This window comes from Citrobacter sp. ABFQG, from assembly GCF_004322975.1.
GTDB lineage: Bacteria > Pseudomonadota > Gammaproteobacteria > Enterobacterales > Enterobacteriaceae > Citrobacter > Citrobacter freundii.
The window spans coordinates 1755963-1781997 of record NZ_CP036435.1 but is presented as its reverse complement, the minus strand read 5'-3'; the positions used below and the strand labels follow the sequence as shown (position 1 = coordinate 1781997).

Sequence of the window (26035 nt, the reverse complement as noted above, 5' to 3'; positions counted from 1 at the left end):
ATTTTAGAATGGTTTTCAATTAGCGAAAACATCCAAAAATACACATTTCAAACCTCCAGTCTAACCTTTTTTAAGTAGATGACTTAAATCGAGAACGGTGATAACTCACTGAAAATTGCGAATGATGATATTGCTAAGAAAAACTGAAAATATAAATTTCATTAATACATTTAGAGGCTATTTTTGTGTAGGCATCGCGTTTTTTGCATTACAGCTGGTCGCTGGTCATCTCAGTAAGCAAGAGGATGTTGCGGGTATAACACTGCATTTTTACGATCTCACTTTACCTCTTATTTCTGCACTGCTGGTTTTATACCGGCAAAAGGCGCTGCCAATTTTGGGTGCCTTTTTCTTGTATGCCCTTTATTCTTACTCTTTATCTTCGGTGTTCACGCTAACGGCTCAACTGCTGGCTGCTCTCATTAGCCAGACACTCTACTTTTTCTCGACAGGTAAACGAGGCGCGGTTAGCTTTGGTCGTAGCCAGCTTACAACCCTGCGTATTGTCTGGCTCGTGTGTTGCAACGCCTTACTATTCATCTCGATTGATTACTGGCTCCAGTCGAACACTGCCTCAGCACCGATCACAAACCTTTTTACACTACAAACACTAATTAACTTACAGTGGTTGATGAACTCTTGCTTGACTGGCATCCCTTTTTGTTATCTGTTGCTTAGAAGCGTTCAAAACCCTGCATGGTGCATTTTATACATCAGACAAGTGAAGACGCTGATAAAATCCGGCCCTCCTATTCTGTATCAAGTATTATGGCTGGTGCTGTTACTCTGCATTATGTCCGCTTTGATCGTCATCAGAGAAGATATTCTTATATTTACAGACTATTCATTACTGTGGTTACTTCCAGTAATGCTGTGGGGAGTGATCTGCATTGGCCATGCTTTTATATCCCCTGTATGGGTAACAATGCTCATCCTGTTGGGATATTATATAAACAGTTATATTTCGCCGGATAACTATAATAATTATTTACATAGTCTCGTGATTTCCTCCACGATAGTGTTTGTCTTTTCTCTTACGATTGTTGTTACCGGTGTACTTGTGGTCCGTAACCGAAAATATCTCCGCCGCCTCAAACAACTTTTTAGATCAGAGCCTAATACCGGACTGCCTAACTTTCAGGCCCTGCAAATGGACATCCGTAAACACGCAACAGAGTGCTTGTGTTACATCCGTTGTACAGAGTTGAATACGCTGGAGCAAACCCATGGAATAGAATTCCGTTTTGAATTTGTAAAAGCGCTAAGCTCATATGTACGTAAATTGATTAAGGATACAGGTAACATTTATTACGCACCTGGTCATGGAATAATTCTTCGCCTTAATACTGCCCCTGACATTCCTACTCTTTACAAAGACCTAAACTCTTTTCGTTTTATCTGGAAGGATTACCAATTGGGACTATCTTGTGGTGTGGCATATACCACCGAGAAAAACCTGATTAAAAATTTATCACAAGCAATTAAACATCTTAATACCCAAAGCTACATCTCGTTAATGCAGGGGCAACCGTTGTTACTCAGCCCGCAGGTGCCAGGCGATAAAATTGTCAGTCAGGCAGTCATTCGTCATATGTTGCAAAAAGCAATTGACAGAAAATCGTTTGAGCTTATGGCTCAACCCATCGTATCAACGATGCTGGTTGTTCAGCCTATCGTTTCAACTACGGGACTGACACGTTATCACGAGATACTTATTCGGATAAAAATGGTTGATGGTAAGTTAATCTTTCCAGATACCATCCTACCCGTTGCTCGTGAGGCAGGATTACTTCCTGCACTGGATATCACTGTTATAGAGCAAACATTTCGTTTTATACAGTCACGGCAGAAATCTGACCCGAGCAGTCATTTCTCCATTAATCTGACACCTGACTCGCTTAATAAAATTGATTTTCTTGATAATGTTTTCACATTGTTTAGAAAATATTCCATCACACCTAAACGTATAATTTTTGAAATCATTGAATCAGATATCATTGACAATGCTAATGTCACTGATGTTCTGAGAGCATTACGTAAAGCCGGTTCTAAAATTGCTATTGATGATTTTGGCACAGGGGCGTCAAGCTATTCACGACTCAGAACATTAGACGCAGATATTCTGAAAATTGATGGCTCCTTCATCCGTAATATACTGACAGATGAATTTAGTCGATGCGCCGTCAGATCCTTCTGCGAAGTAGCAAAACTCAAAAATATGGAAGTGGTAGCTGAGTTTGTTGAAAATGAGGAAATTGAAAAGATTCTAATTACCATGGGTATTGGTTGGTTACAGGGATACCATATAGGGAAACCCGTTCCTATTGAGTTGGCTGAATTATAATAATAATTATATTCCTACATTGTTCCACTTACCGGCTCCCGTGCCGGTTTTTTATTCCCTTAACTAAAACTGCATATTAATTAAGCAAAACACTATACAACTTAACGTCATAACATCGTGTTGTTGCTACCTATCAGTCTACAGATATTGCCATACAGCCATGAGTTGTAGAGCCTCCCCCCTCCTAAAAATAAGGGTTTTTTTAGAGGATCTTTGAAATTTATATGGAGATTAATGCTCCTCCATATGGAGGTTTTGTATTGTGCAAAAAAAACGGCGAGAAGGACTTTCCTGCATGATAGGCTGGTTTAGCCTTAAAAACGTGGTATTTCCCCGAAATTAATCCCTAATGAGAAACTGACCAAGAAGCTTTAAATCGGGTGGCAACCTGAAGATTTTGGCTACCTCAGTCATAGAGTTCATAATCAATATTAGTGATCGCTGCGCTAGTCTGCATTTAGCATTACGGCTAATATCATTTGCGTCAATTATCATAGTCATTTGATGATATATCACACAGCAGATTTAACGGTAAAAATGATGACACAACAAAATAATAATCTCGCTCAGAATATTAACGATGATGAATTTTCCTCCATCACACAGGTAGAATTGCAAGTTGTAGAGGAGATTAATGCTCCCGAGCAGACCGCATCCATTATTAGCTCTTTCGTAACCTCCTGCCAGGCTCGCGGCGATCAGCCATTGGGGCAATGGTTGGATGATGAATTTCGTAAATATCCACAGATCTGGAAAAACGAAGAAGAGTTACTAAACACTCGTCGGCAGATAATACGGTCTACGGAAGCCTTTAATCAGTCTCGCGACTCATTACAGCAGCATATGGATAAAGGTCGTAGCCGTGCCTCCTGGTTGGCTGGCGAGATAGAAAAAAATGCAGCAGTTTCCGGTTCGGTACACGTAGGCCAATACGCCAGCCTTATCGATAGCGCCTTGGTAGACGCTAACGAAAATGCGCGCAAAACAATCACCACGCTGGCCGGGAATATCAACCAAAACCCCAATCTAGATGGTCTTGTTGCGGAACAGCATCACGTCGATACATTTAATATCGATGCAACCACCAAAGGCAGTCCGTATCGTGCACGGGTTGTTGGTTCACAGGAGCTAAACTCCGTTGATATTGAGATTGTTGACGGCAACGGCAATGTGGTCTGCAAATATCAGTCGAAATATGGTGCTGACTCAAACGCCACAAATACACAGCTCAATCGGGGCGACTATAACGATCAACAAGCGCTAGTTCCCGAGGGGCAAGGCGCAGATGTGGTCAACAGCACAGAGGTTATTGAAGCTGACGGAGTGTCTTCTCAGCCACTTTCTAAAGAGAAAGCAAAAGAATTACAGAAAAAAGCTCAACAAGATGCCGAAGCGCGTCAGTACGACTGGAATGACACTAATCGTATTGATATTGCCAAGCAAATTGGTAAACAGGCTGTGCTCGGTGCCTGTATTGCGGTGGGTATGCAGGGAACCAGAATCCTTGCAAGGCGTGCCTGGAATCGCCTGAACGGTCGTGAAAATCCATCCACTAGTGAAGACCTCAACGATTTTTTCGAAAGCTCGCTGCGTACCGGTACGCAAACAGCTATACAGGTTGCTGTTTCCGGAGCGGTCGTAGTCGCTGTCAAGAACGGCTTTCTTGGCGCAGCCTTACGCAGTACACCTGCGGGCCTAATTACCAATATCGTCTGCGTGGGCATACAGAATGCAAAGGTACTTTATAAACTGGGCAAAGGTGAACTGACTGGAGAGGAAGCGCTCGATGCCATCGGTAACACCACTATAACCACGACAATGGCTATTGCTGGTGCAACGGAGGGGGCCACGTTGGGCGCAGCGATTGGTACCGTATTTGGTCCAGTCGGTACAGCCGTTGGAGGGTTTGTTGGCGGTGTCGCAGGTGGTATAGCGGGTGGGCAAATTGGTGAAATCGTCTATAACGCGGGCAAGGTTGTTGCCAAAACAGCTGCCAAAGTCATTGCCAGTGTTACTGAAAATACGAGTCATGTCATTAAGTCCTTTAGCCGGGGTATCAGTAACTTTGCCTCAAACCTTTTCTCATTCTGGTAAATACTGATGAATCTGCTCGAACTTAAGACCAAGATAAAATCCCATATCCTCGCTGGATATCCAGGGCTTTACATCCACTCCGGCGAAGAAAGCCGAGTCGATACGCTATTGCAGGAAATAAGTACAGAACTGACACTGTCTCCCAAAGAGTGGAACCTTGGATATGGCTGGGTTGATTTCCATAACAAGCAGCCTCGGAACACGCAGAGTCAGGCCACCGAACTAGCAGAAAGTTTACCTTCGCTGCTCGATGACGATTTGGACGGAAAACTCCTCATCATTAAAGATGCCCGCAGTGCACTGGAAAACCAGCCACTCGCCGTTGCACGGTTAAAGCAATTGCTCAACCGCATTCAGCGCCACCACCGGAGCAAAACGGCTGTAGTACTTGTTTCAGAAACTTTGCACATCCCAGTACAAATCGAGTCGCAAATCACCTTGCTCCCCCTGTCACTGCCCCAGGGTGAGGAAATTAACCAGCAGCTCAGCAGTTTTTGCCAGATGCTTGATCTGTTTGTCCCGGAAAATATGCATCAGCGTCTGCATACTGCGTGTTGCGGACTGAACCAGGAAGAGATCCGATCAGTATTAGCACTAGTTCGTCAACAGCATGAACAAATTAATGACGAGGCGTTGGCTCTTATCCAGCATGGGAAAGAGCAGATTATCGCAAAAAGTGGCGTGCTTGAGATGCTGCACGTAATCGAAAATGCAACTGACATCGGCGGTCTTGAGAACCTTAAAACCTGGCTCACTCGCCGCGCCCAGATTTTCCGCCGCCTGAGTGAAGCTCGCGATTCACGCGTACAGGCGCCTAAAGGTGTACTTATCGCCGGTATGCCCGGTTGTGGGAAGTCTCTTGCAGCCAAAGCAGCGTCCGGTTTATTCCAGTTGCCACTCCTACGTCTTGATATCGGCTCATTATTAGGTAAGTACGTCGGAGAAAGTGAACATAATATGCGTCGGGCGCTAACAATGGCAGAATCAATTAGCCCCTGTATTTTGTGGATCGACGAACTGGAAAAAGCCTTTGTCGGCATGAACAGTGGCAGTGGTTCGGAGGTTTCCTCACGACTTTTCGGCTATTTTTTGACCTGGATGCAAGAAAAAACCGGTGCGGTATTTGTCATTGCCACTGCTAACAATATTACCGTGCTCCCTCCAGAGTTGCTGCGTAAAGGACGGTTCGATGAGGTGTTTTACGTCGGATTCCCCAACGGCGTAGAGCGAGCAGCTATTCTGGACATCCATCTGAAAGGTGAGTCGCTTGAACTGACCCAGAATGAACGCAATAAGCTGGTAACACAGTGCCGTGATTATGCAGGTGCAGATATTCAGAATGCTATCAACGAAGCTCGAGAAATAGCATTCCTTGAAAACCGCCAGTTGGAGCTGAAAGATCTGGAAGCTGCTATCCAGCTTACAGTTCCGTTACGTGAGACCCTGCGTGAACAGGTTGCCCAATACGAAGAGTTGTTTGAGAAACTCAAGCTCAAACCAGCTTCCACCAGCGATGGTCTTAGCGTAGCGCAGATGATTCAGATGGCGGATAGTGCAAACTCGTTGCGCCGCGCAGAGGTCGCTAATAGCGAAGATTGTCCGGATGATTTACTGGAAAAACTGGCGGCAGATGCAGACCTGAACGTACGCAAAGCAGTATATCGTAACCCGAACTGTCCTGAGCAGGTACTCACCCAACGTATTAACATTGTTAATGACCAGCCTGAGTTTGACATCGATCTTTTACATCTGGCCTGTATACATGCAAATGCACCGCATGATCTGATGGCAACACAATTCGAACGGCTTCAGCTCACTATTCAACATCGACTCCAGCTCGCCAGCAACAGCACAGATAGTACATTGCTTCAACATTTAATGCGTGATCCAGAATTAGACGTTTGCGAGATGCTGATTACCAATAAAAATCTCAGTAAATTAATGCAATTACAACTTGCGAAGGATTCCAGGGTCTCTATTCGCCGACGTTTGGCGCGCAATAGCAATCTTCACCCTGAGGCGCAGGAAATACTGGCAAGGGACCACGATTTTACCGTGCGTGAAGATCTAGCAGATCTTGATGGGCTTAGCGAAAAGGTACAACAGATCCTGACGCTGGACAGCGATCAGGACGTGCGTGAAACACTGGCTAAACGCCGCCGTGAAGGATTACTCGCGGAAGCTGTACAACTAGAGTTAGCAAAAGATGAATGTACGGAAGTTAGGGAGTCATTAGCGTCTAACCCCAACCTGACTGCAACCGCACAGATACGGCTGACTCAGGATACGCGTGTCTCGGTTCGTCGCAAGCTTGCCGAACACCCTAATCTGTCCAATCCCGCATTAAACTCTTTGCTCAAGGACACAGATGAAGTTCTTAGAGAACTCGCCGGTAGCAAACACTTTGATAGCGCCCTGTTGCAAAACAATTTGAGCCAGCATCCGTCAGAAAAAATTCGTATTGCCCTTGCCAGCAATTACGCTCTTCACCCTGAGGTTCAGGAACAACTGACCAAAGACAGCTGCACAGAAGTACGTGAGACATTAGCTGGCAATGCTAACATTGCGGACGACACGATCTGTACCTTAATGGATGATAGCGATGATGATGTTCGTGCACGCCTGGTACACTGGCGCAATTCGCTGCCAGAGAAAGCTATACATCATCTCGCGATGGATCAAAACCATCAGGTTCGAAAATCGTTGGCTTACACTGAAAATCTACCGAGTGAAGTACAGCAGCGACTAGCCAATGATATCTACGATGTTCAAAAAGAGCTGGCAAGTAACGCCACTATAAGTGCATTAACTCAACAGCAATTACTGGATAACGGTAACCAGGAAGTGCATTACGCGTTAGCAGGTAATCGCAACCTGACGGGTCCAATCATGGCGCAGCTCGCTGAAATGCATGATAGCGAAATCCGTGTTCAACTGGCCAGGAACAATGCCCTTACCGCTCCAATCATTGGTAAATTAATAAAGGATGAAGAGGAAGTACAACTGGCGCTTGCACTAAATCAGCATCTCAATGAAGAGTACTATACGCAGCTTTACGACTCGGGCTCAGCTGCGATACGCGAGAATCTAGCGGGCAACCCACAAATCGGCGAACCGTTAATGGAACGCATCTATAAAACAGAATTGGCGGTAAACAATCTGGCCACGGCGATGGAAAGCGTACAGTCGATTTTAGCCAGCATGAGGGCAAACTCAGGTTTACCATCAACGAAGAGTGTGACAAAAATCGCGCTAGCGCTGGCTGGTAATTCCGCGCTATCGGAAGCCCTACAGAATAAAATCCTGAATCTGGAGAACTGCAGCGTAGAGATACTCGAAGCGTTAGCCAGTAACCCGGCGTTGAGTAGGGATGGGCAAGAAGAGTTGGTTACGCACAAAGAGGCCAATGTGCGTCAGAAACTGGCGGCCAACCAAAATACGAATACTAAGATTCTCCACGAGCTGCTCCTTGATGATGAAGACAAGGTTCGCATCGCCCTGTTACGTGATTGGTGGACAGATCGCGAGATCGAATGGCAACTGGCGAACGATAAATCGGTCAAAGTACGCTGCGCAGTTGCGGCCTCACAAAGCCCAGGAAAAGCAGTTCAGGTGAAATTGGCAAACGATAGAGACCAAAGAGTACGTGCCCACCTGATACCAGAGGAGGAAAACTATCTCTTTACACTGAATCCTCTAACACAAACCCTTCTTGCCAGAGATAGCGATCTGTCAATTCGCCAGAAAATGGCCTCTTATCCTAAACTGCATCCGTCGGCACAACTCATACTGGTAGAAGATGATGCCATCTGTGTTAGGGAAGCACTGGCTAGAGGTTCGGAAGGACTCTTCAATTCGCCACTGAGTGAAGAAGTGCAGCATCGGTTGATAAAAGATAACGATCTCAGAATAAGGCTCGCATTGGCGAAAAATAAAAGGTTAACGCCAGAGGTCCAGATATTGTTAGCAAAGGATATAGATAACAGCGTTAAAAGAAAGTTGATTGAAGAATCAGATCGCATGAATCCGCTCTCTCTTCTGGTGCAAGAGCAACTGGCAAATGATCCTGATGTCACGATTCGAAGCGATTTGGCTCGGTGCCTGTTTAGTGGGCTCCTTGCTCCACGAAGCAGCCAGAAAATCCGACTGAGACTTGCTAACGATCCAAATGAAGCGGTTCGCGATATTATCATTAAGATGGGGTTATTTGAATTAACCTATTCAAGTGAACAATATAACGATGCCGTTCTGGACGGTTTGTTGGTAAGGGCAACCCACGAGCAAATGGAATTGATCAATCGCATCAGGGAAAAAAATCGACTTGCGGTTCAGTAAACAACACCGCTAAGCAGGTATGCCACGACTTTCCACCGTGGCATACCGTTTTCATTTGATTAGCCGAAAGCTACGGCCGACTTTCACATCCGATGGTGTAAATCTGGCCACTGCTAAATATTAATCGTCATTACCAGATCTCTGCCGATTCCGTTTCCATCACTCCCATGCGCGCTCAGATTTAGCGGCGTCAAACTGCGGCGGCGGTTTACGAAAGCGTCCGGTCAGGTACGCGAGATACACCAGCCCAACGCCGGCCCATACCAGTCCCAGCGTCAGCGATGTCACTTCCAGATTCACCCACAGTACGGCTACCGTGGCGGCACCGACCATTGGCAATACCAGATAGTGCAACTTTTCCTGCCAGGTATGCTTACGTCCTTCACGACGCCAGAAGTGGTTAAACACGGACAGATTAACGAAGGTAAAGGCCACCAGCGCGCCAAAGTTAATCAGCGCCGTGGCGGTCACCAGATCAAAAAACAGGGCCGACAGCGCCACAATCCCGACCATGATGACGTTCAACGCGGGAGTACGCCATTTGGGATGGACATAACCAAAGTACTTCTCCGGGAAGACGTTATCGCGGCCCATCACGTACAGCAGGCGCGAAACGCTGGCATGCGATGCCAGACCTGACGCCAGCGTATTCACAAAGGTGGTACACAGAAAAATAGACTGGAACAACTTGCCGCCGACGTACAGCGCAATCTCCGGCAGCGCCGCATCCGGGTCTTTGAATCGGCTAATGTCCGGAAAGAACAGTTGCATAAAGAACGAGGCGGCAATGAAGATCAGTCCACCGTACAGCGCGGTAAGAAAAATGGCTTTTGGAATGGTGCGCGCAGCATCTGGCGTCTCTTCAGAGAGAGTCGTTACCGCGTCAAACCCGAGAAACGAGAAGCAGACAATGGTCGCCCCGGTGATAATCGGAATCAAATGCGCATTCTGACTAATAAACGGTTGCAACGACCAGACGGTCCCGACCCCTTCGCCTTTGTGCAGCCCCTGCACCACGAGGAAAATAAACACCACGATGATCGCCACCTGCACCAGGACAAACAGGGCATTGAAGTTCGCCACCAGGTTAACGCTTTTCAAATTGGCCGCGGTAAGGATCGCCACGAACAGCACCACCCAAATCCATGGCGCAACCCCCGGGAATAACGCGGAAAGGTAAATTTTCGCCAATAGTACGTTAATCATCGGCAGGAAAAGGTAGTCAAGCAGTGACGACCAGCCGACCATAAACCCCACATGCGGATTAATCGCTTTTTGCGCATAGGTATAGGCCGAACCGGCCTGCGGAAACTGGCGCACCAGCTTTCCGTAACTGATGGCGGTAAACAGTACGCCCGCCAGGGCCAGCAGGTAGGAGGCTGGAACATGGCCATTGCTGATACCCGAAACAATGCCAAAGGTGTCAAACACTGTCATCGGCGTGAGATAGGCCAGCCCCATCACCACTACCTGCCACAGCTTGAGAGATTTACGCAGCTGTGCTTTGCCCGGCTGGGCTGCAAGATCCACAGAAGAATTAGTCGACATAGCTTTCCTCCCCGCGACGAGCCCAGATCTGCGTTCGAAATGTGGGAACAGCAGACCTGGGTCGTATCGGGGTAGAAAGCCATAAGAAAGGCGTCAATGTTGCACGGCACAGATGCGGTCCGTACTTACTGCGGGAGCCATGGATGCTCACGCGGGGCTGGTTTTTAAACATTGGCATCATCACATTTCCTCGTCACAAACTCTGTCGGTTATCTGAAGACCCGTTGTCGCCCGCGCTCCATTACGCGACATCCGGGAAATGGCAGGTATTCCTACAATTTTGACGGGCTGGCTCCGCTCAGCCCGCATGATGCGACTTCTTTTTAAATGACCTGTACGACTGTCAGGCGTTTTTCAACATCCACTCAATTTCAGTGTCGGTGATAAGACGTTCAAACTGGATTAATTCATCGTTTTTACAGGCGTGATACACGTGGCTAAAACGCTCACCCAATAATTCACGCAGACTGTCGTTTTGCATAAACTCCCACAGCGCATCGCTCTGGCGGATAGGAAACGGTAGCCCTTCCTGCTCCAGTCCGTTGCCTTCCACCTCTTCCTGCAGCGGCAGATCGTTATCCAGACCGTGAAGGATCCCCGCCAGGATGGTCGACATCACCAGATACGGGTTGGCATCCGCCCCTGCCACGCGATATTCAACCCGATGGTTATCACGATCGCCGCAGGGAATACGCAGCGCCACCGTACGGTTGTTATGCCCCCAGGAAGCCTGAGTCGGCACATACATACCCGGCTGGAAGCGGCGATAGGAGTTCACATTCGGCGCCAGCAGCGCCATTGATGCGGGCATCAGATCAATCATCCCGGCAAGCGCACGCTTAAGTAACATGGAATCATCGCCATTCGCATCGGCCAGCACGTTCTCGCCTTTGTTATTCATGACGCTGATGTGGATATGCATCCCGCTACCGGCATGCTCCTCATAAGGCTTTGCCATAAACGTGGCATGCATCTTATGTTTCTCCGCCACCAGCCGTACCAGACGTTTCAACGCCAGCGCGTCATCGCAGGCGTCGAGCACGTTATCGGTATGGTAGAGGTTGATTTCAAACTGCCCAGGGGAGGCTTCAGCCACTGCGCCGTCAGCCGGGATCAGCTGTAAACGGGCCAGTTCATCGATATCGTTTAACACATCAGCAAAATGGTTCAGGTTATCAACCGAGTAAACCTGACTTTGGGTATTGCGATCGTCCGTACCCGGCGCGCACGGCGGCTGCAGATAACCTTCGGGATCGCGCTTACGATCGAGTAAATAGAACTCCAGCTCTACCGCTACGACGGGGAACAGACCGCGCTGGCGAAGTTTCTGCCAGAGTCGGTTCAGTACGTTCCGCGGCTCAACGTCAAAGGGAGCGCCATCTTCATCCAGCATCGTCAGCATCATCTGTGCAATAAATTCAGGATCGGCGGCCGAAGGGGTTAACGTGCCTGCCACCGGTACACAAGTCCGATCCGGTTCGCCAAGCTCCTGGCCTAATCCCGCCTCTTCGACCACATTGCCAAGAATATCCATCGCGAAAACAGATGCCGGGAAATAGCAGCCTTTCTCTAACTTATGCAATCCAGCAACCGGGAGGCGCTTACCGCGAAAACAACCATTAAGGTCGGTTAACAGCACATCCACATACTGCGTATTAGGATAGCGTTCCAGATACTGCTTAACTTCGCGCGCAAACGCGCTACTTCGTCTCTCTTCAGAATGCTGAACAAAATTCTCAACTTCTACGATATTGGTTTCCATGATTCACCGCCGTTGGCCTGGTAAGCTGCTCTGTGATTTGACTGTTAAATATAATGTCCACCATTCGACTCTGGATGCAAACAAATTGTTTGTCAAATGTTAAATTAAGTTTGCTAGAAGGTTATTCCGCTGCTAGATTGAGAAAATAATGAACGGAATTGCACAACAAGGAACCGTTTGGCAATAATTTATTCCAAAACGTGAGGTCGATCATGGGCAATATATTTGACAAGCCAGTTATTGGTGTAGTGATGTGTAGGAACAGGCTTAAGGGTCATGAGACCCAGACTCTGCAAGAAAAGTACCTGAATGCGGTATTAAATGCCGGTGGATTACCGATAGCGCTGCCCCATGCGCTCGCGGAACCCGAATTGCTGAACGCGCTGTTACCGAAACTGGATGGTATCTTCCTGCCAGGAAGCCCAAGCAATGTGCAGCCGCACCTCTATGGTGAAAATGGCGATGAGTCTGACGCCGATCCCGGGCGTGATCTTCTGAGCATGGCGCTAATTACCGCCGGGCTCGAAAGGCGCATTCCCATTTTCGCCATCTGCCGGGGCTTACAGGAAATAGTTGTCGCCACTGGCGGGACTCTGTATCGTCGCCTGTGCGATCACTCACAGTTCCTGGAACATCGTGAAGATGCGGAACTCCCGGTGGAGCAGCAATATGCGCCATCTCATGAAGTCCAGGTTCAACAGGGAGGATTGCTATCTCAGTTAATACCAGGTTGCAGCACGTTTTGGGTTAACTCCTTGCATGGTCAGGGCGCAAAAACCCTTGGCCCGCAGCTGCGCGTGGAAGCACGCTCGCAGGATGGATTAGTGGAAGCGGCCAGCGTCCATGACCATCCTTTCGCGCTCGGCGTGCAGTGGCACCCGGAATGGAACAGTAGCGAATACGCCCTGTCGCGTTTGTTACTTGAAGGTTTTATCACCGCTTGTCAGAACCACCTCGCTGAAAAACAGCGACTCTGACCACTACAGTTAAGGAAATGCAATTATGAGCGATGACGGCCTGGCGCCGGGTAAACGTTTGTCAGAGATCCGCCAGCAATTGGGTCTTTCGCAGCGTCGTGCCGCCGAACTGTCTGGGTTAACGCATAGCGCCATCAGCACCATAGAGCAGGATAAAGTCAGTCCTGCCATCAGTACGCTGCAAAAGCTATTGAAAGTATATGGGCTGTCGCTCTCCGAGTTCTTCGCGGAACCGGAAAAGCCTGACGAACCGCAGGTGGTTATCAATCAGGATGATTTGATTGAGATCGGGAGTCAGGGAGTATCCATGAAGCTGGTACACAACGGAAATCCGAATCGTACGCTGGCAATGATGTTTGAAACCTATCAGCCAGGCACGACAACCGGGGAGAGAATTAAACATCAGGGTGAAGAGATTGGCACAATACTGGAAGGTGAAGTGATACTGACCATCAACGGTCAAACGTATCCTCTTGTTGCAGGGCAAAGCTATGCCATTAACACCGGCATACCACACAGCTTCAGCAACACCTCGGCGGGGATCTGCCGCATCATCAGTGCCCACACTCCCACCACGTTCTAATCAGTAACGGCCTGAGTTTCTCAGGCCTTCTTAAATAACGCGCATTAACAGGGTACATCCCTGGGGTATCGTGCAGCCTGATTTTGCCTGAAAAAGATCAGCAACGAACTTTATCTTATTGATATAAAAGGAGTAGCTATGAACTTTCAGAATCTTAAATATTGGCGTGAGAAAGCCAGCCATTATTCACCGGAAACCCGTTTATTTATTAACGGCGAATATTGTGCCGCCGCCGATAACGAAACCTTTATTACCCAGGATCCGGCAGGACAACGCCCGCTCGCCAAAGTCGCCCGCGGCAAAAAAGCGGATGTTGACCGCGCGGTCACCGCAGCCCGCACCGTGTTTGAACGCGGGGACTGGTCGCAGGCATCACCCGCAGAGCGCAAAGCGGTGCTGCACAAACTCGCCGATTTAATGGAGCAGCATCACGAGGAACTGGCGCTACTGGAAACGCTCGACACCGGTAAACCGATTCGCCATAGCCTGCGTGATGATATTCCCGGCGCGGCACGCGCCATCCGTTGGTACGCCGAGGCGATAGATAAAGTCTATGGTGAAGTTGCCACTACCTCGGTGAACGATTTAGCGCTGATTGTCCGCGAACCGGTGGGCGTGATTGCGGCCATCGTGCCGTGGAATTTTCCCCTGCTGCTGGCCTGCTGGAAACTCGGCCCGGCTCTGGCTGCGGGTAACAGCGTGATCCTCAAGCCTTCCGAAAAATCACCGCTGACCGCGATTCGCCTGGCCGCACTGGCTAAAAAAGCAGGTTTGCCCGATGGCGTGCTCAGCGTTGTGAGCGGGTACGGTCACGAAGCGGGCCAGGCACTGTCGCTGCATCCGGATGTTGATGTGATCACCTTTACCGGCTCGACCCGCACCGGCAAGCAACTGCTCAAAGATGCTGGCGACAGCAACATGAAACGCGTCTGGCTGGAGGCCGGCGGTAAAAGTGCCAACATCGTATTTGCCGACTGCCCGGATCTGCCGAAAGCCGCCGCTAATGCAGCGGCAGGTATTTTCTATAACCAGGGCCAGGTTTGTATCGCCGGTACACGTCTGCTGCTGGAAGAAAGTATTGCCGACGAGTTTATCGCGCTTTTAAAAGAGCAGGCGACAAACTGGCAGCCGGGCAACCCGCTGGATCCGGAAACCACGATGGGCACGCTTATCGACAACACGCATGCCGACACCGTTCACAGTTTTATTCGCGACGGTGAAGCGCAAGGCACGCTGGCGCTGGATGGCCGCAGCCACGTACACCCGGCGGCCATCGGCCCGACTATTTTTGTCGACACTGTGCCGCAAGCCCACGTCAGCCGCGATGAGATCTTCGGTCCGGTACTGGTCATCACTCGTTTTAGCAGTGAAGCCGAAGCTCTGGCGCTGGCCAACGACAGCGACTACGGTCTGGGCGCCGCGGTCTGGACCCGAGATTTGTCGCGCGCGCACCGCATGAGTCGCCGCCTGAAGGCCGGTTCGGTCTTCGTGAATAACTACAACGACGGAGATATGACCGTGCCATTCGGCGGCTATAAACAAAGCGGTAACGGACGCGATAAATCCCTGCATGCGCTGGAAAAATTTAGCGAATTAAAAACCATCTGGATCTCCCTGGAGTCTTAATCATGACTGAACATACCAGCAGTTATTACGCCGCAAGCGCCAATCAATACGAACCGTTCCCGATCCTTAGCGAATCGGTAAGCTGTGATGTTTGCGTCGTGGGCGGTGGTTATACCGGACTCTCCTCCGCCCTGCATTTATCAGAGATGGGTTACGACGTGGTGCTACTGGAATCCGCACGAATTGGCTTCGGAGCCAGCGGGCGTAACGGTGGCCAGTTGGTGAACTCCTACAGTCGCGATATCGACGTCATTGAACGCACCTACGGCCCGGACGCCGCTAAAATGCTTGGCAGTATGATGTTTGAAGGCGGCAATATCATTCGCGAACGTATCAAACGTTATCAGATCGACTGCGACTATCGTCCTGGCGGGCTGTTTGTGGCCCTGAACCACAAACAGATGGAAACGCTGGAGGAGCAGAAATCGAACTGGGGACGCTACGGCAATACGCAGCTTGAACTGTTGGATAGCAGCGAAATTCGCCGCGAGGTCAGCAGCGATCGTTATGTCGGCGCGCTACTCGACCACAGCGGTGGTCATATTCATCCGCTAAACCTGGCGATTGGCGAGGCTAACGCCATTCGTCTGAACGGCGGACGCGTCTTCGAACAATCGCCTGTGACGCGTATTCAGCACACCAGCCCGGCAGTGGTCAGCACCGAAAAAGGTCAGGTTACGGCACGTTTTGTGATTGTCGCGGGCAACGCCTACCTCGGCGACAAACTGGAACCTGCGCTGGCAAAAAGCAGCATGCCGTGCGGCACGCAGGTGTTAACCACCGAACCGCTGTCGGCGGAGATGGCGCGATCGCTGATCCCGAAAAACTACTGTGTGGAAGATTGTAACTACCTGCTGGATTACTACCGTCTGACCGGCGATAACCGCCTGCTGTACGGCGGCGGTGTAGTCTACGGCGCTCGCGATCCGGACGATATTGAGCGTCTGGTGATGCCGAAACTGCTGAAGACCTTCCCGCAATTGCAGGGGGTAAAAATTGATTACCGCTGGACCGGTAATTTCCTGTTAACGCTGTCGCGCATGCCGCAGTTCGGCCGTCTTGATACCAACATTTACTATATGCAGGGCTACAGCGGCCACGGCGTGACTTGTACCCACCTGGCAGGACGGCTGATTTCGGAACTGCTGCGCGGGGATGCCGAGCGTTTTGACGCGTTCGCCAAACTGCCGCATTACCCGTTCCCGGGAGGCCGCAGCCTGCGCATTCCGTTTACCGCCATGGGCGCGGCCTATTACAGCTTACGCGATCGCCTTGGGGTTTAAGTTCTTCCGCGATAAACCCGACGCACAGGGCGGTCCCCCCTGTGCGTTTTTTATTGCCGAAAAGCGAAAAACAGATAACAGGCACGAAAATATCGCAATAGGACATAACCACACACTTTGCATTGTTTCTCCCCGCTAATCGGATAGGCTTTTTTAGATTATCGCTGGCGGCGTGCGCCAGAACTCAACGGGGGAAGAAACGCGTGTTATGAATACGAATAACGAGGAGACCTTTTATCAGGCGATGCGCCGCAAGGGCGTGAGCAGACGCAGTTTTCTTAAATATTGTAGCCTCGCGGCAACATCGCTAGGGTTGGGGGCTGGAATGACGCCCAGAATCGCCTGGGCGCTGGAAAACAAACCCCGGATCCCGGTCGTCTGGATCCACGGTCTGGAATGCACCTGCTGTACCGAATCATTTATCCGCTCCTCTCACCCACTCGCCAAAGACGTCATCCTCTCTCTGATTTCCCTTGATTACGACGACACTCTGATGGCCGCCGCCGGAACACAGGCCGAAGAGGTCTTTGAAGACATTCTAAGCCGCTACCACGGCCGATACATTCTGGCCGTCGAAGGTAATCCTCCGCTGGGAGAACAAGGGATGTTCTGCATTAGCGGCGGGCGACCGTTTATTGAAAAGCTTAAAAGAGCCGCCGCCGGTGCCAGCGCGATTATCGCCTGGGGCACCTGCGCATCCTGGGGCTGCGTGCAGGCTGCCCGGCCTAACCCAACTCAGGCAACACCGATCGATAAAGTGATTACCGATAAGCCGATCGTGAAAGTGCCCGGTTGCCCGCCGATTCCAGACGTCATGAGCGCCATCATTACCTACATGGTGACCTTTGGAAGGCTGCCGGAACTCGATCGTCTGGGGCGTCCGCTGATGTTTTATGGTCAGCGTATTCATGACAAATGCTACCGCCGCGCCCACTTTGACGCCGGGGAGTTCGTTGAAAGTTGGGACGATGACGCTGCCCGCAAAGGCTATTGCCTGTACAAAATGGGCTGCAAGGGGCCAACCACCTATAACGCCTGTTCCACCACCCGCTGGAATGGTGGCGTTTCCTTCCCCATCCAGTCCGGCCACGGTTGTCTGGGATGTTCGGAGAACGGCTTCTGGGATCGCGGTTCGTTCTACAGCCGCGTGGTCGATATTCCACAGATGGGAACGCATTCTACCGCTGACACCGTGGGCCTCACCGCGCTCGGCGTAGTGGCGGCTGGCGTCGGCGTCCACGCAGTCGCCAGCGCCGTCAATCAACATAACCGCCACAAACAGCAGTTAACAGAAGCCGAACAACCGCAGCCGGACAAAGAGGATAACCAGGCATGAGCAACTCGTATCAAACCCAGGGATATACGTTAAACAATGCGGGTCGCCGCCTGGTTGTGGACCCCATAACCCGCATTGAAGGCCATATGCGTTGTGAAGTGAACATTGATGAACAGAACATCATCACCAACGCGGTTTCCTGCGGCACTATGTTCCGCGGACTGGAGATCATTCTGCAGGGGCGCGACCCGCGCGATGCCTGGGCATTTGTCGAACGTATTTGCGGAGTATGCACCGGCGTACATGCCCTGGCATCGGTGTATGCCATTGAAGATGCCATTGGCATCAAGGTGCCCGACAACGCCAACATCATTCGCAATATTATGCTGGCGACGCTGTGGTGCCACGACCATCTGGTGCACTTTTACCAGTTAGCCGGAATGGATTGGATTGACGTGCTGAATGCCCTGAAAGCAGACCCGCGCGCCACATCACAGCTGGCGCAAAGCCTTTCTGCCTGGCCGAAGTCCTCCCCTGGCTACTTTTTTGACGTCCAAAATCGCCTGAAGAAATTTGTCGACGGCGGTCAACTGGGGATTTTCCGCAACGGTTATTGGGGTCATCCGCAGTACAAACTGTCGCCTGAGGCTAACCTGATGGGCTTTGCCCATTATCTGGAAGCACTCGATTTTCAGCGCGAGATCATCAAAATCCATACGGTGTTTGGCGGTAAGAACCCGCATCCTAACTGGATTGTCGGCGGTATGCCGTGCGCGATTAATATCGATCAGCGCGGCGCGGTTGGCGCAGTCGATATGGAACGCCTGAACCTGGTGCAGTCGATCATCACCCGCACCGCTGATTTCATCAACAACGTCATGGTGCCTGACGCGCTGGCTATCGGTCAGTTCAATAAGTCCTGGAGCCAGATTGGCACCGGGCTTTCTGATAAGTGCGTCTTGAGCTACGGCGCATTCCCGGATATCGCCAATGACTTCAGCGCGAAGAGCCTGTTGATGCCAGGCGGCGCGGTGATTAACGGTAATTTTAAAAACGTGCTGCCAGTGGATCTGGCCGATCAGCAACAAATTCAGGAGTTTGTCGATCATGCCTGGTACCGTTATCCGGACGATCAATTAGGTCGTCACCCGTTCGAAGGGATTACTGAACCCTGGTATAACCCGGGCGATGTCAAAGGCAGCGATATTGATATCAAACAGCTCAACGAACAGGAACGCTATTCGTGGATTAAAGCCCCGCGCTGGCGCGGACACGCCATGGAAGTTGGACCACTGGCGCGCACGCTGATTGCCTATCACAAAGGGGATGCCGCCACGATTGAATCCGTCGATCGCATGATGTCTGCCCTCAAGCTGCCGCTTTCGGGTATGCAGTCGACGCTGGGGCGTATTCTGTGCCGCGCGCACGAAGCCCAGTGGGCCGTGAGCAAACTGCAATATTTCTTCGACAAGCTAATGACCAACCTGAAAAACGGCAATCTGGCGACCGCAAACACCGAAAAATGGGAGCCTGAAAGCTGGCCGCAGCAGTGTCGCGGGATCGGCTTTACCGAAGCACCGCGCGGCGCGTTAGGTCACTGGGCATCGATTCGCGACGGGAAAATCGATCTCTATCAGTGTGTGGTGCCGACCACCTGGAATGCCAGCCCGCGCGATCCGAAGGGACAAATTGGCGCTTACGAGGCGGCGCTGATGGGCACCCAAATGGCGATACCGGATCAACCACTGGAGATCCTGCGCACCTTGCACAGCTTCGACCCCTGCCTGGCATGTTCAACCCACGTACTCGGCGACGACGGCAGCGAACTTATCGCCGTCCAGGTTCGCTAAGCGTTAAGGAACGGAACGATGACTGGAAAAACATCCCCACGCGTCGGGGAGGCGCGTGATACCGCTATCAGCCACTATGTGTTTGAAGCGCCTGTACGCTTGTGGCACTGGCTGACGGTGGGCTGCATGTTGGTGTTGATGGTGACCGGATACTTCATTGGTCGACCGCTGCCGTCGGTCAGCGGTGAGGCCACTTATCTGTTCTATATGGGCGACATCCGGCTGATACATTTCTCCGCCGCCATGGTATTCACGGTGATCCTGCTGATGCGCATTTACTGGGCCTTTGTCGGTAACCGCTATTCACGCGAGTTGTTTATCGTGCCGGTCTGGCGGCGCAGCTGGTGGCGAGGCGCGTTTTCGGTGGTGCGCTGGTATCTGTTTCTGGAAAAAAAACCGGGAGATGATATCGGTCATAACCCCATCGCGCAGGCGGCGATGTTCGGTTATTTCCTGCTTTCCGTTTTTATGATCCTGACCGGTTTTGCCTTATACAGCGAACATAGCCAATACGCCATTTTTACCCCTTTCCGCTATGTGACGGAGTTTTTCTACTGGACCGGTGGGAACTCTCTCGATATCCACAGCTGGCATCGGTTGGGGATGTGGTTCATCGCCGCCTTCATCGTAGGCCATGTGTATATGGCGATTCGTGAGGACATCATGTCTGACGATACCGTCATCTCCACCATGGTCAATGGCTACCGTAGCCACAAATTTCCCAAAGGTCAGCACGACAAGGAGGCGTCATGAGCGAACCACACGTCATCGTGATGGGTCTAGGCAACCTGCTGTGGGCAGATGAAGGCTTTGGCATTCGCGTCGCCGAACGCCTGTACGCCCATTATCACTGGCCGGAATACGTTGAGATCGTCGACGGCGGCACGCAGGGGCTGAATCTGCTGGGCTACGTTGAGCAGGCCAGTCATCTGCTGTTGCTGGACGCCATCGACTACGGTCTCGCGCCGGGCACCCTGCAAACCTACGCCGGTGAAAAAGTCCCCAGTTACCTCAGCGCCAAAAAAATGAGTCTGCATCAGAACAGTTTCTCCGAAGTGCTGGCGCTGGCGGACATTCGCGGCCATCTGCCCCCGCACATCGCCCTTGTAGGACTTCAACCGGTACAGCTGGACGACTATGGCGGCAGCTTGACCGACATCGCGCGTGCTCAGCTTCCGGCGGCGGAGCAGGCCGCACTTACGCAACTGGCTGCGTGGGGGATTGTGCCACAGACCAACGATGAAACGCGTTGCCTGAACTATGAATGCCTGTCGATGGAAAACTATGAAGGCGTGCATATTCGCCAGTATCGCGTAACGCTGGAGAGATAAGCAACATGTTGAATGACAACCCTTTTCCTGCTCTATGGCAACGTATGCTGGCACGAGGCTGGCAGCCGCTAACCGCGCCCGAACTGGATGACTGGATAACCCACGTTCGCGACGGTGTGGTGTTACTCAGTAGCGATCCCCGCCGTACACCGGAAGTCAGCGATAATCCGGTGATGATTGCCGAGTTGCTCCGCGAGTTTCCCCAGTTTGACTGGCACATCGCCATGGCGGATCTCGAGCATAGCGAGGCGATTGGCGATCGTTTTGGCGTATTCCGCTTCCCGGCCACACTAGTGTTTATCCACGGCGAACTGAGCGGCATTCTCAGCGGCATCCACCCGTGGGCCGACCTGCTCAACCTGATGCGCCCCTTAGTTGAACCACGCACGCCGCCGGAGTCTGAACGATGAGCGACACTTTTTTTCATCTGCTGGGGCCGGGAACGCAGCCGGACGATGACAGCTTCAGCATGAATCCTTTGCCCCTCACCTGCCAGGTCAACAGCGACCCCAGCATGGCATCACTGGAAAACTGTCCGCACAGTCCGGCGGTGATGACATTGTTAGCCGATGTGCGCCAGCAGCTCAGGAGGCGCACTCCCGCCAAACAAGACGTGCTGGGATGGGATTTATCCGCGCTCAACGCAGACGATCTCACGTTTTTGAATACGCTGCTCGGCGAAGGCGAAGTTTCAATACGCATCCAGCATGCTGACGGTAGAGCGAGCGAGATCCAGGAGTCGATTTTCTGCGGTATCTGGCGGGTGCGTTGTCAGAATGACAACGGGCAGTGGGAGGAGCATCTGGAAGCAGGCAGTGCGCCGCGGGCGCTGTGGCTGGCAGCAACGTTCAATACACTGCCGGACGACAGCCTGTTGCCCCCGCCAGTGGACGGGCTAATGAATGGCCTGACGCTGGCTCAGGAACTGCTGGCGCACGTGCGCGATCCGGCCTTGCAACCCCATAGTATTAACCTCACCCAACTGCCGATTAGCGATGCGGATCGCCTGTTTCTTGCTCGATTATGTGGCGAAGGGCGCATCCAGATCCGCACCATCGGCTACGGCGAGAGCCAGATCGATTCCACGGCGCTGCGCCATGTCTGGCATGTGCGCTGTCTGGATACCCTGAAAGGGCTTCTGCTCGAAAGTTATGAGATCTGTCCATTACCGGAACTGGTGCAGGCTGCGCCGGAAGATCTTCGCAACTCGCTCCAGCGTCTGGATGAAGTCTGCGGCTGGCTGGCATCCGGTCCACCGGCCTGACCCTCTCTCCCGGCCCGCATGCTTTTATGCTGCGGGTCTGGCGTTTTCTTCCTTATCTATTCACTCTCTAATGCCTGATGGAGTTCGCATGTGGGACGTCATTGACTTATCGCGTTGGCAGTTTGCGCTGACCGCGCTGTACCATTTTCTGTTTGTTCCCCTGACGCTGGGGCTAATTTTTATGCTGGCCATCATGGAAACCATTTATGTGGTGACGGGCAAAACAGTCTACCGCGACATGACGCGTTTCTGGGGTAAGTTATTCGGGATTAACTTTGCGCTCGGCGTGGCAACCGGCCTGACCATGGAGTTTCAGTTCGGTACTAACTGGTCGCTCTATTCTAACTATGTGGGCGATATTTTTGGCGCGCCTCTGGCAATGGAAGCCCTGCTGGCCTTCTTCCTCGAATCCACGTTTGTTGGTCTGTTCTTCTTCGGCTGGCAGCGCTTAACCAAATACCAACACCTGATGGTCACCTGGCTGGTCGCGTTTGGTTCCAATATCTCGGCCCTGTGGATCCTCAACGCCAACGGCTGGATGCAATATCCAACCGGCGCTCACTTTAATATTGATACCCTGCGTATGGAGATGAGCAGCTTTAGCGAGCTGGTCTTTAACCCCATCAGCCAGGTGAAATTTGTGCATACCGTGATGTCCGGTTATGTCACCGGCGCCATGTTTGTGATGTCCATCAGCGCCTGGTATTTGCTGCGCGGTCGCAATCGCGAGTTCGCCCGGCGTTCCTTCGCGGTGGGTTCCGTTTTTGGCACGCTGGCTATCCTCGGCACTCTACAACTGGGTGATAGCTCAGCCTATGAGGTTGCCCAACGCCAGCCGGTAAAACTGGCGGCAATGGAAGGCGAATGGCAAACCGAACCGGCACCCGCGCCCTTTCATGTCATCGCCTGGCCGCAGCAGGAGCAAGAACGTAACGCCTTTGCTGTGAAGATACCGGCTCTGCTGGGCATCCTGGCCACGCACTCTTTAGACACGCCGGTTCCGGGGCTGAAAAATCTGATGGAGGATGCTCTCCCCCGCCTGCAACGAGGTCGGGAAGCGTGGCTGCTGATGCAGGAAATCGCCAAAGGTAACCGCACGCCTCAGGTGCTGAACGCTTTTCACGCTGTGGAGAAAGATCTGGGTTACGGCATCCTGCTGGCGAACTACGCGCCTGATATGAACCATGTCACTCCGGAGCAATATCAGGCCGCGCAACGCGGTGCGATCCCGCAAGTAGCACCGGTATTCTGGAGTTTTCGCATCATGATTGCATGCGGTTCACTTCTGCTGCTGGTGATGGCGATTGCGCTGATACAGACCTTACGCTGGCGTATCGACCAGCATCGCTGGGTACTGCACATGACGCTGTGGAGCTTGCCGCTACCGTGGATTGCCATTGAAGCGGGCTGGTTTATGACGGAGTTTGGCCGCCAGCCGTGGGCGATTCAGGATATTTTGCCGACCTGGTACGCCCACTCCGCGTTAAGCGCAGGCCAACTGGCCTTCTCCATGGGGCTAATTCTCACGCTTTACACCTTGTTTTTAATTGCCGAAGTCTACCTGATGCAGAAATACGCGCGCCTTGGCCCGGATGCAATGCATAACCAACAACCAACGCAACAACAGGGATAAAGGAGATAATCATGTTGGATTATGAAACGTTGCGGCTCATCTGGTGGCTGCTGATTGGCATCATCCTGGTGGCATTTATGGTCACCGACGGGTTTGATATGGGGGTTGGCTGCCTGTTGCCGCTGATCGCGCGTAACGATGATGAGCGTCGGGTACTAATCAATAGCGTCGGAGCGCACTGGGAAGGTAACCAGGTGTGGCTCATTCTGGCGGGCGGTGCATTATTCGCGGCCTGGCCGCGGGTCTATGCCGCGGCATTTTCAGGGTTTTATGTGGCGATGATTCTGGTGCTGTGCGCCCTTTTCTTTCGCCCGTTGGCCTTTGATTATCGTGGAAAAATAGCCAATGCACGCTGGCGCGCCATGTGGGATACCGGGTTGGTGATTGGCAGTCTGGTCCCTCCAGTTATCTTCGGCGTCGCGTTCGGTAACTTGTTTTTGGGCGTGCCTTTTATCTTCACACCACAGCTTCATGTGCAATACCTGGGCACCTTCTGGCAGTTACTCTCACCCTTTGCCCTGCTGTGCGGCGCATTAAGCCTGATGCTGGTTATTCTGCAAGGGGGCGTGTGGCTCCAGTTGAAGACCGACGGCATTCTTCACCAACGTGCGCTGTCTGCTACCCGCCGCAGCGCGATGCTGGTCGTGCTCTGCTTTCTGTTAGCCGGTTACTGGCTATGGACGGGTATCGATGGCTATGTGTTGCTAAGCCAGGATCCTAATGGTCCTTCCAACCCGTTATTAAAAGCAGTAACTACCTCGCCGGGCGCGTGGATGGCGCACTTTTATCAGTCACCACTGCTGTTAATTATTCCGCTGCTTGGCATGATTTTCCCGATGCTCGCGATCTATGCCTGCGGACAGCGTCGGGCCGTATGGGGATTTTTGTTTGCTTCACTGGGCCAGGCCTGCGTGATCTTCACCGCTGGAATCACCCTGTTTCCGTTTGTGATGCCTTCAAGCGCGTATCCGCTCTCCAGCCTGACGGTGTGGGACAGCACCTCCAGCCAGATGACACTCAGTATCATGCTGGTTATTGTGCTGATTTTTCTACCGATCGTTCTGCTTTATACCGTGTGGAGTTATTACAAAATGCTCGGGCGCATCAATGTAGAAACGATCCGCCGCCACAACCACGAACTTTATTAAGGAGGACTGTACGATGTGGTATCTGTTTTGGTTTGTCGGCATTCTGCTGATGTGCGGACTCTCCACGCTGGCGCTGGTCTGGCTTGAGTCGCGGCAGAGATAATTCTACACGGGCGCTACGCTTTCTGGCTCCCCGGTTTATTCGGGGAGCTTTTTTATCCCCTTTCCATCAGCTCGCCAAGACGCCTAATCTGCCGTCCCTGATTATCGAAATTACGCTCATCGAGCCACATATCGTAGGCCGGTCGAAGTGACGGGTACTCACCGTCAATGATTGAGTACCATGCGGTATCTCGATTACGCCCCCGCGTGACGACAGCCTGACGAAATATGCCTTCAAAACTGAAGCCAAAGCGCTCCGCCGCCTCACGGGAAGGAGCATTGAGAGCATCGCATTTCCATTCAAAACGGCGATAGCCCAGATCCTCAAAAACGTACTTTAAAAGCAATGAGATGACTTCTGTTGAGATTCGCGAACGTTTCATGCGTACGGAGTAGGAAACATGGCCAACCTCGATCACGCCATTTGAGGGATCAATCCGCATCAGTGCAAACGTACCAACAGGTTTCATACTGGTTAAATCGATCACAGCAAAATGCATCGGATCGGTCTGTTCTTCCATCTTTTTTACATAATCCAGGAAGGTATCGAAGGTCTCAAAAGGCCCGACCGCGAGATATGTCCAGTCACGACAATCGCTTGCTTCGCTGTACGCTTCATACAACTCTTTTGCATGGCGTTCGGCGTTAATACGTTCAAGCTTACAATAGCGACCTGTAATTTGCTGAGCCTGTGGAAAGGGTGCGCCTTTCCAGTCAGACAAAGTCATACCAACGGGTTGATGAAATTGATTAAAGATGCCCGACATATCCATACCTCTTACAAAACAGGGCTAAACCAGCGCAGAGTATGATCAAACTGGACAGTCCAAAAGAACCACAATGCGTGTTTTTAACAGATCCACACTATTTAATAGTACA

19 protein-coding genes are annotated in these 26035 nt (G+C 51.5%); 16 read left to right on the top strand and 3 right to left on the bottom strand.

Features of this window, described 5'->3' with window-relative positions; translation table 11 throughout:
- Window positions 1-121: 121 nt before the first annotated feature.
- The 3 genes from WN16_RS08585 to WN16_RS08575 all read left to right on the top strand — a co-directional run bounded on the left by WN16_RS08585 (window position 122) and on the right by WN16_RS08575 (window position 8773).
- Complete coding sequence (locus WN16_RS08585) at window positions 122-2344, top strand: EAL domain-containing protein (RefSeq protein WP_016149653.1); 2223 nt, start codon at window positions 122-124, stop codon at window positions 2342-2344.
- A 537-nt stretch (window positions 2345-2881) separates the two neighbouring features.
- Window positions 2882-4438 (top strand): hypothetical protein, encoded by a 1557-nt coding sequence (locus WN16_RS08580; RefSeq protein ID WP_032937030.1) that lies wholly within the window; start codon window positions 2882-2884, stop codon window positions 4436-4438.
- A gap of 6 nt (window positions 4439-4444) precedes the next feature.
- Window positions 4445-8773 (top strand): AAA family ATPase, encoded by a 4329-nt coding sequence (locus WN16_RS08575; protein WP_044699269.1) that lies wholly within the window; start codon window positions 4445-4447, stop codon window positions 8771-8773.
- Between the two features lie 159 nt (window positions 8774-8932).
- Here the strand turns inward: WN16_RS08575 and WN16_RS08570 are convergent, their stop codons facing one another.
- A complete protein-coding gene (locus WN16_RS08570) occupies window positions 8933-10321 on the bottom strand; it encodes an APC family permease (RefSeq protein ID WP_003838705.1) in 1389 nt (462 codons plus the stop codon).
- A 343-nt stretch (window positions 10322-10664) separates the two neighbouring features.
- A complete protein-coding gene (locus WN16_RS08565; protein WP_032937032.1) occupies window positions 10665-12083 on the bottom strand; it encodes a glutamine synthetase family protein in 1419 nt (472 codons plus the stop codon).
- A gap of 212 nt (window positions 12084-12295) precedes the next feature.
- Here WN16_RS08565 and puuD point away from each other — a divergent pair, with 212 nt between their 5' ends.
- The 13 genes from puuD (at window position 12296) to cbdX (ending at window position 25157) form a co-directional block, all read left to right on the top strand.
- Window positions 12296-13060, top strand: a complete 765-nt coding sequence (puuD, locus tag WN16_RS08560) for a gamma-glutamyl-gamma-aminobutyrate hydrolase (RefSeq protein WP_032937033.1) — start codon at window positions 12296-12298, stop codon at window positions 13058-13060.
- 25 nt (window positions 13061-13085) lie between these two features.
- Window positions 13086-13643, top strand: coding sequence for an HTH-type transcriptional regulator PuuR (puuR, locus tag WN16_RS08555; protein ID WP_003830877.1), 558 nt, complete (start codon window positions 13086-13088; stop codon window positions 13641-13643).
- A 138-nt stretch (window positions 13644-13781) separates the two neighbouring features.
- Window positions 13782-15269, top strand: a complete 1488-nt coding sequence (puuC, locus tag WN16_RS08550) for an aldehyde dehydrogenase PuuC (protein WP_044699265.1) — start codon at window positions 13782-13784, stop codon at window positions 15267-15269.
- Between the two features lie 2 nt (window positions 15270-15271).
- Entirely contained in the window at window positions 15272-16552 is a 1281-nt protein-coding gene (locus WN16_RS08545) for an FAD-binding oxidoreductase (protein WP_044699263.1), read from the top strand.
- Between the two features lie 208 nt (window positions 16553-16760).
- The gene (hyaA, locus tag WN16_RS08540; RefSeq protein WP_071681424.1) at window positions 16761-17888 is read left to right on the top strand and encodes a hydrogenase 1 small subunit; all 1128 of its coding nucleotides are present in this window, start codon (window positions 16761-16763) and stop codon (window positions 17886-17888) included.
- Window positions 17885-19678, top strand: a complete 1794-nt coding sequence (hyaB, locus tag WN16_RS08535; protein ID WP_044699255.1) for a Ni/Fe-hydrogenase large subunit — start codon at window positions 17885-17887, stop codon at window positions 19676-19678. The genes hyaA and hyaB overlap by 4 nt, the downstream gene beginning before the upstream one ends.
- An 18-nt stretch (window positions 19679-19696) precedes the next feature.
- Window positions 19697-20431 (top strand): Ni/Fe-hydrogenase b-type cytochrome subunit, encoded by a 735-nt coding sequence (hyaC, locus tag WN16_RS08530; protein ID WP_044699252.1) that lies wholly within the window; start codon window positions 19697-19699, stop codon window positions 20429-20431.
- Window positions 20428-21009, top strand: coding sequence for a hydrogenase 1 maturation protease (gene hyaD / locus WN16_RS08525; RefSeq protein WP_003838722.1), 582 nt, complete (start codon window positions 20428-20430; stop codon window positions 21007-21009). The genes hyaC and hyaD overlap by 4 nt, the downstream gene beginning before the upstream one ends.
- A 5-nt stretch (window positions 21010-21014) precedes the next feature.
- Window positions 21015-21419 (top strand): hydrogenase-1 operon protein HyaE, encoded by a 405-nt coding sequence (hyaE, locus tag WN16_RS08520; RefSeq protein ID WP_016149647.1) that lies wholly within the window; start codon window positions 21015-21017, stop codon window positions 21417-21419.
- Window positions 21416-22273, top strand: a complete 858-nt coding sequence (locus tag WN16_RS08515; protein WP_044699251.1) for a hydrogenase expression/formation protein — start codon at window positions 21416-21418, stop codon at window positions 22271-22273. Before hyaE ends, WN16_RS08515 begins: the two co-directional genes overlap by 4 nt.
- Before the next feature lie 88 nt (window positions 22274-22361).
- Window positions 22362-23906, top strand: a complete 1545-nt coding sequence (gene appC / locus WN16_RS08510; protein WP_044699249.1) for a cytochrome bd-II oxidase subunit 1 — start codon at window positions 22362-22364, stop codon at window positions 23904-23906.
- Window positions 23907-23917: 11 nt separating this feature from the next.
- Window positions 23918-25054 (top strand): cytochrome d ubiquinol oxidase subunit II, encoded by a 1137-nt coding sequence (gene appB, locus WN16_RS08505; protein WP_003838730.1) that lies wholly within the window; start codon window positions 23918-23920, stop codon window positions 25052-25054.
- 13 nt (window positions 25055-25067) lie between these two features.
- Complete coding sequence (cbdX, locus tag WN16_RS08500; protein WP_003838732.1) at window positions 25068-25157, top strand: cytochrome bd-II oxidase subunit CbdX; 90 nt, start codon at window positions 25068-25070, stop codon at window positions 25155-25157.
- 52 nt (window positions 25158-25209) lie between these two features.
- Here cbdX and WN16_RS08495 read toward each other — a convergent pair whose 3' ends face one another.
- Window positions 25210-25923 carry a GNAT family protein gene (locus WN16_RS08495; RefSeq protein WP_044699247.1) on the bottom strand — a complete coding sequence of 238 codons (714 nt, stop codon included), beginning with the start codon at window positions 25921-25923 and terminating at the stop codon, window positions 25210-25212.
- Between the last annotated feature and the right edge of the window lie 112 nt (window positions 25924-26035).

Coding starts and splice junctions, on each gene's coding strand:
- WN16_RS08585 (WP_016149653.1), top strand. CDS start 122: ATGATGATATTGCTAAGAAAAACTGAAAATATAAATTTCATTAATACA.
- WN16_RS08580 (WP_032937030.1), top strand. CDS start 2,882: ATGATGACACAACAAAATAATAATCTCGCTCAGAATATTAACGATGAT.
- WN16_RS08575 (WP_044699269.1), top strand. CDS start 4,445: ATGAATCTGCTCGAACTTAAGACCAAGATAAAATCCCATATCCTCGCT.
- WN16_RS08570 (WP_003838705.1), bottom strand. CDS start 10,321: ATGTCGACTAATTCTTCTGTGGATCTTGCAGCCCAGCCGGGCAAAGCA.
- WN16_RS08565 (WP_032937032.1), bottom strand. CDS start 12,083: ATGGAAACCAATATCGTAGAAGTTGAGAATTTTGTTCAGCATTCTGAA.
- puuD (WP_032937033.1), top strand. CDS start 12,296: ATGGGCAATATATTTGACAAGCCAGTTATTGGTGTAGTGATGTGTAGG.
- puuR (WP_003830877.1), top strand. CDS start 13,086: ATGAGCGATGACGGCCTGGCGCCGGGTAAACGTTTGTCAGAGATCCGC.
- puuC (WP_044699265.1), top strand. CDS start 13,782: ATGAACTTTCAGAATCTTAAATATTGGCGTGAGAAAGCCAGCCATTAT.
- WN16_RS08545 (WP_044699263.1), top strand. CDS start 15,272: ATGACTGAACATACCAGCAGTTATTACGCCGCAAGCGCCAATCAATAC.
- hyaA (WP_071681424.1), top strand. CDS start 16,761: ATGAATACGAATAACGAGGAGACCTTTTATCAGGCGATGCGCCGCAAG.
- hyaB (WP_044699255.1), top strand. CDS start 17,885: ATGAGCAACTCGTATCAAACCCAGGGATATACGTTAAACAATGCGGGT.
- hyaC (WP_044699252.1), top strand. CDS start 19,697: ATGACTGGAAAAACATCCCCACGCGTCGGGGAGGCGCGTGATACCGCT.
- hyaD (WP_003838722.1), top strand. CDS start 20,428: ATGAGCGAACCACACGTCATCGTGATGGGTCTAGGCAACCTGCTGTGG.
- hyaE (WP_016149647.1), top strand. CDS start 21,015: ATGTTGAATGACAACCCTTTTCCTGCTCTATGGCAACGTATGCTGGCA.
- WN16_RS08515 (WP_044699251.1), top strand. CDS start 21,416: ATGAGCGACACTTTTTTTCATCTGCTGGGGCCGGGAACGCAGCCGGAC.
- appC (WP_044699249.1), top strand. CDS start 22,362: ATGTGGGACGTCATTGACTTATCGCGTTGGCAGTTTGCGCTGACCGCG.
- appB (WP_003838730.1), top strand. CDS start 23,918: ATGTTGGATTATGAAACGTTGCGGCTCATCTGGTGGCTGCTGATTGGC.
- cbdX (WP_003838732.1), top strand. CDS start 25,068: ATGTGGTATCTGTTTTGGTTTGTCGGCATTCTGCTGATGTGCGGACTC.
- WN16_RS08495 (WP_044699247.1), bottom strand. CDS start 25,923: ATGTCGGGCATCTTTAATCAATTTCATCAACCCGTTGGTATGACTTTG.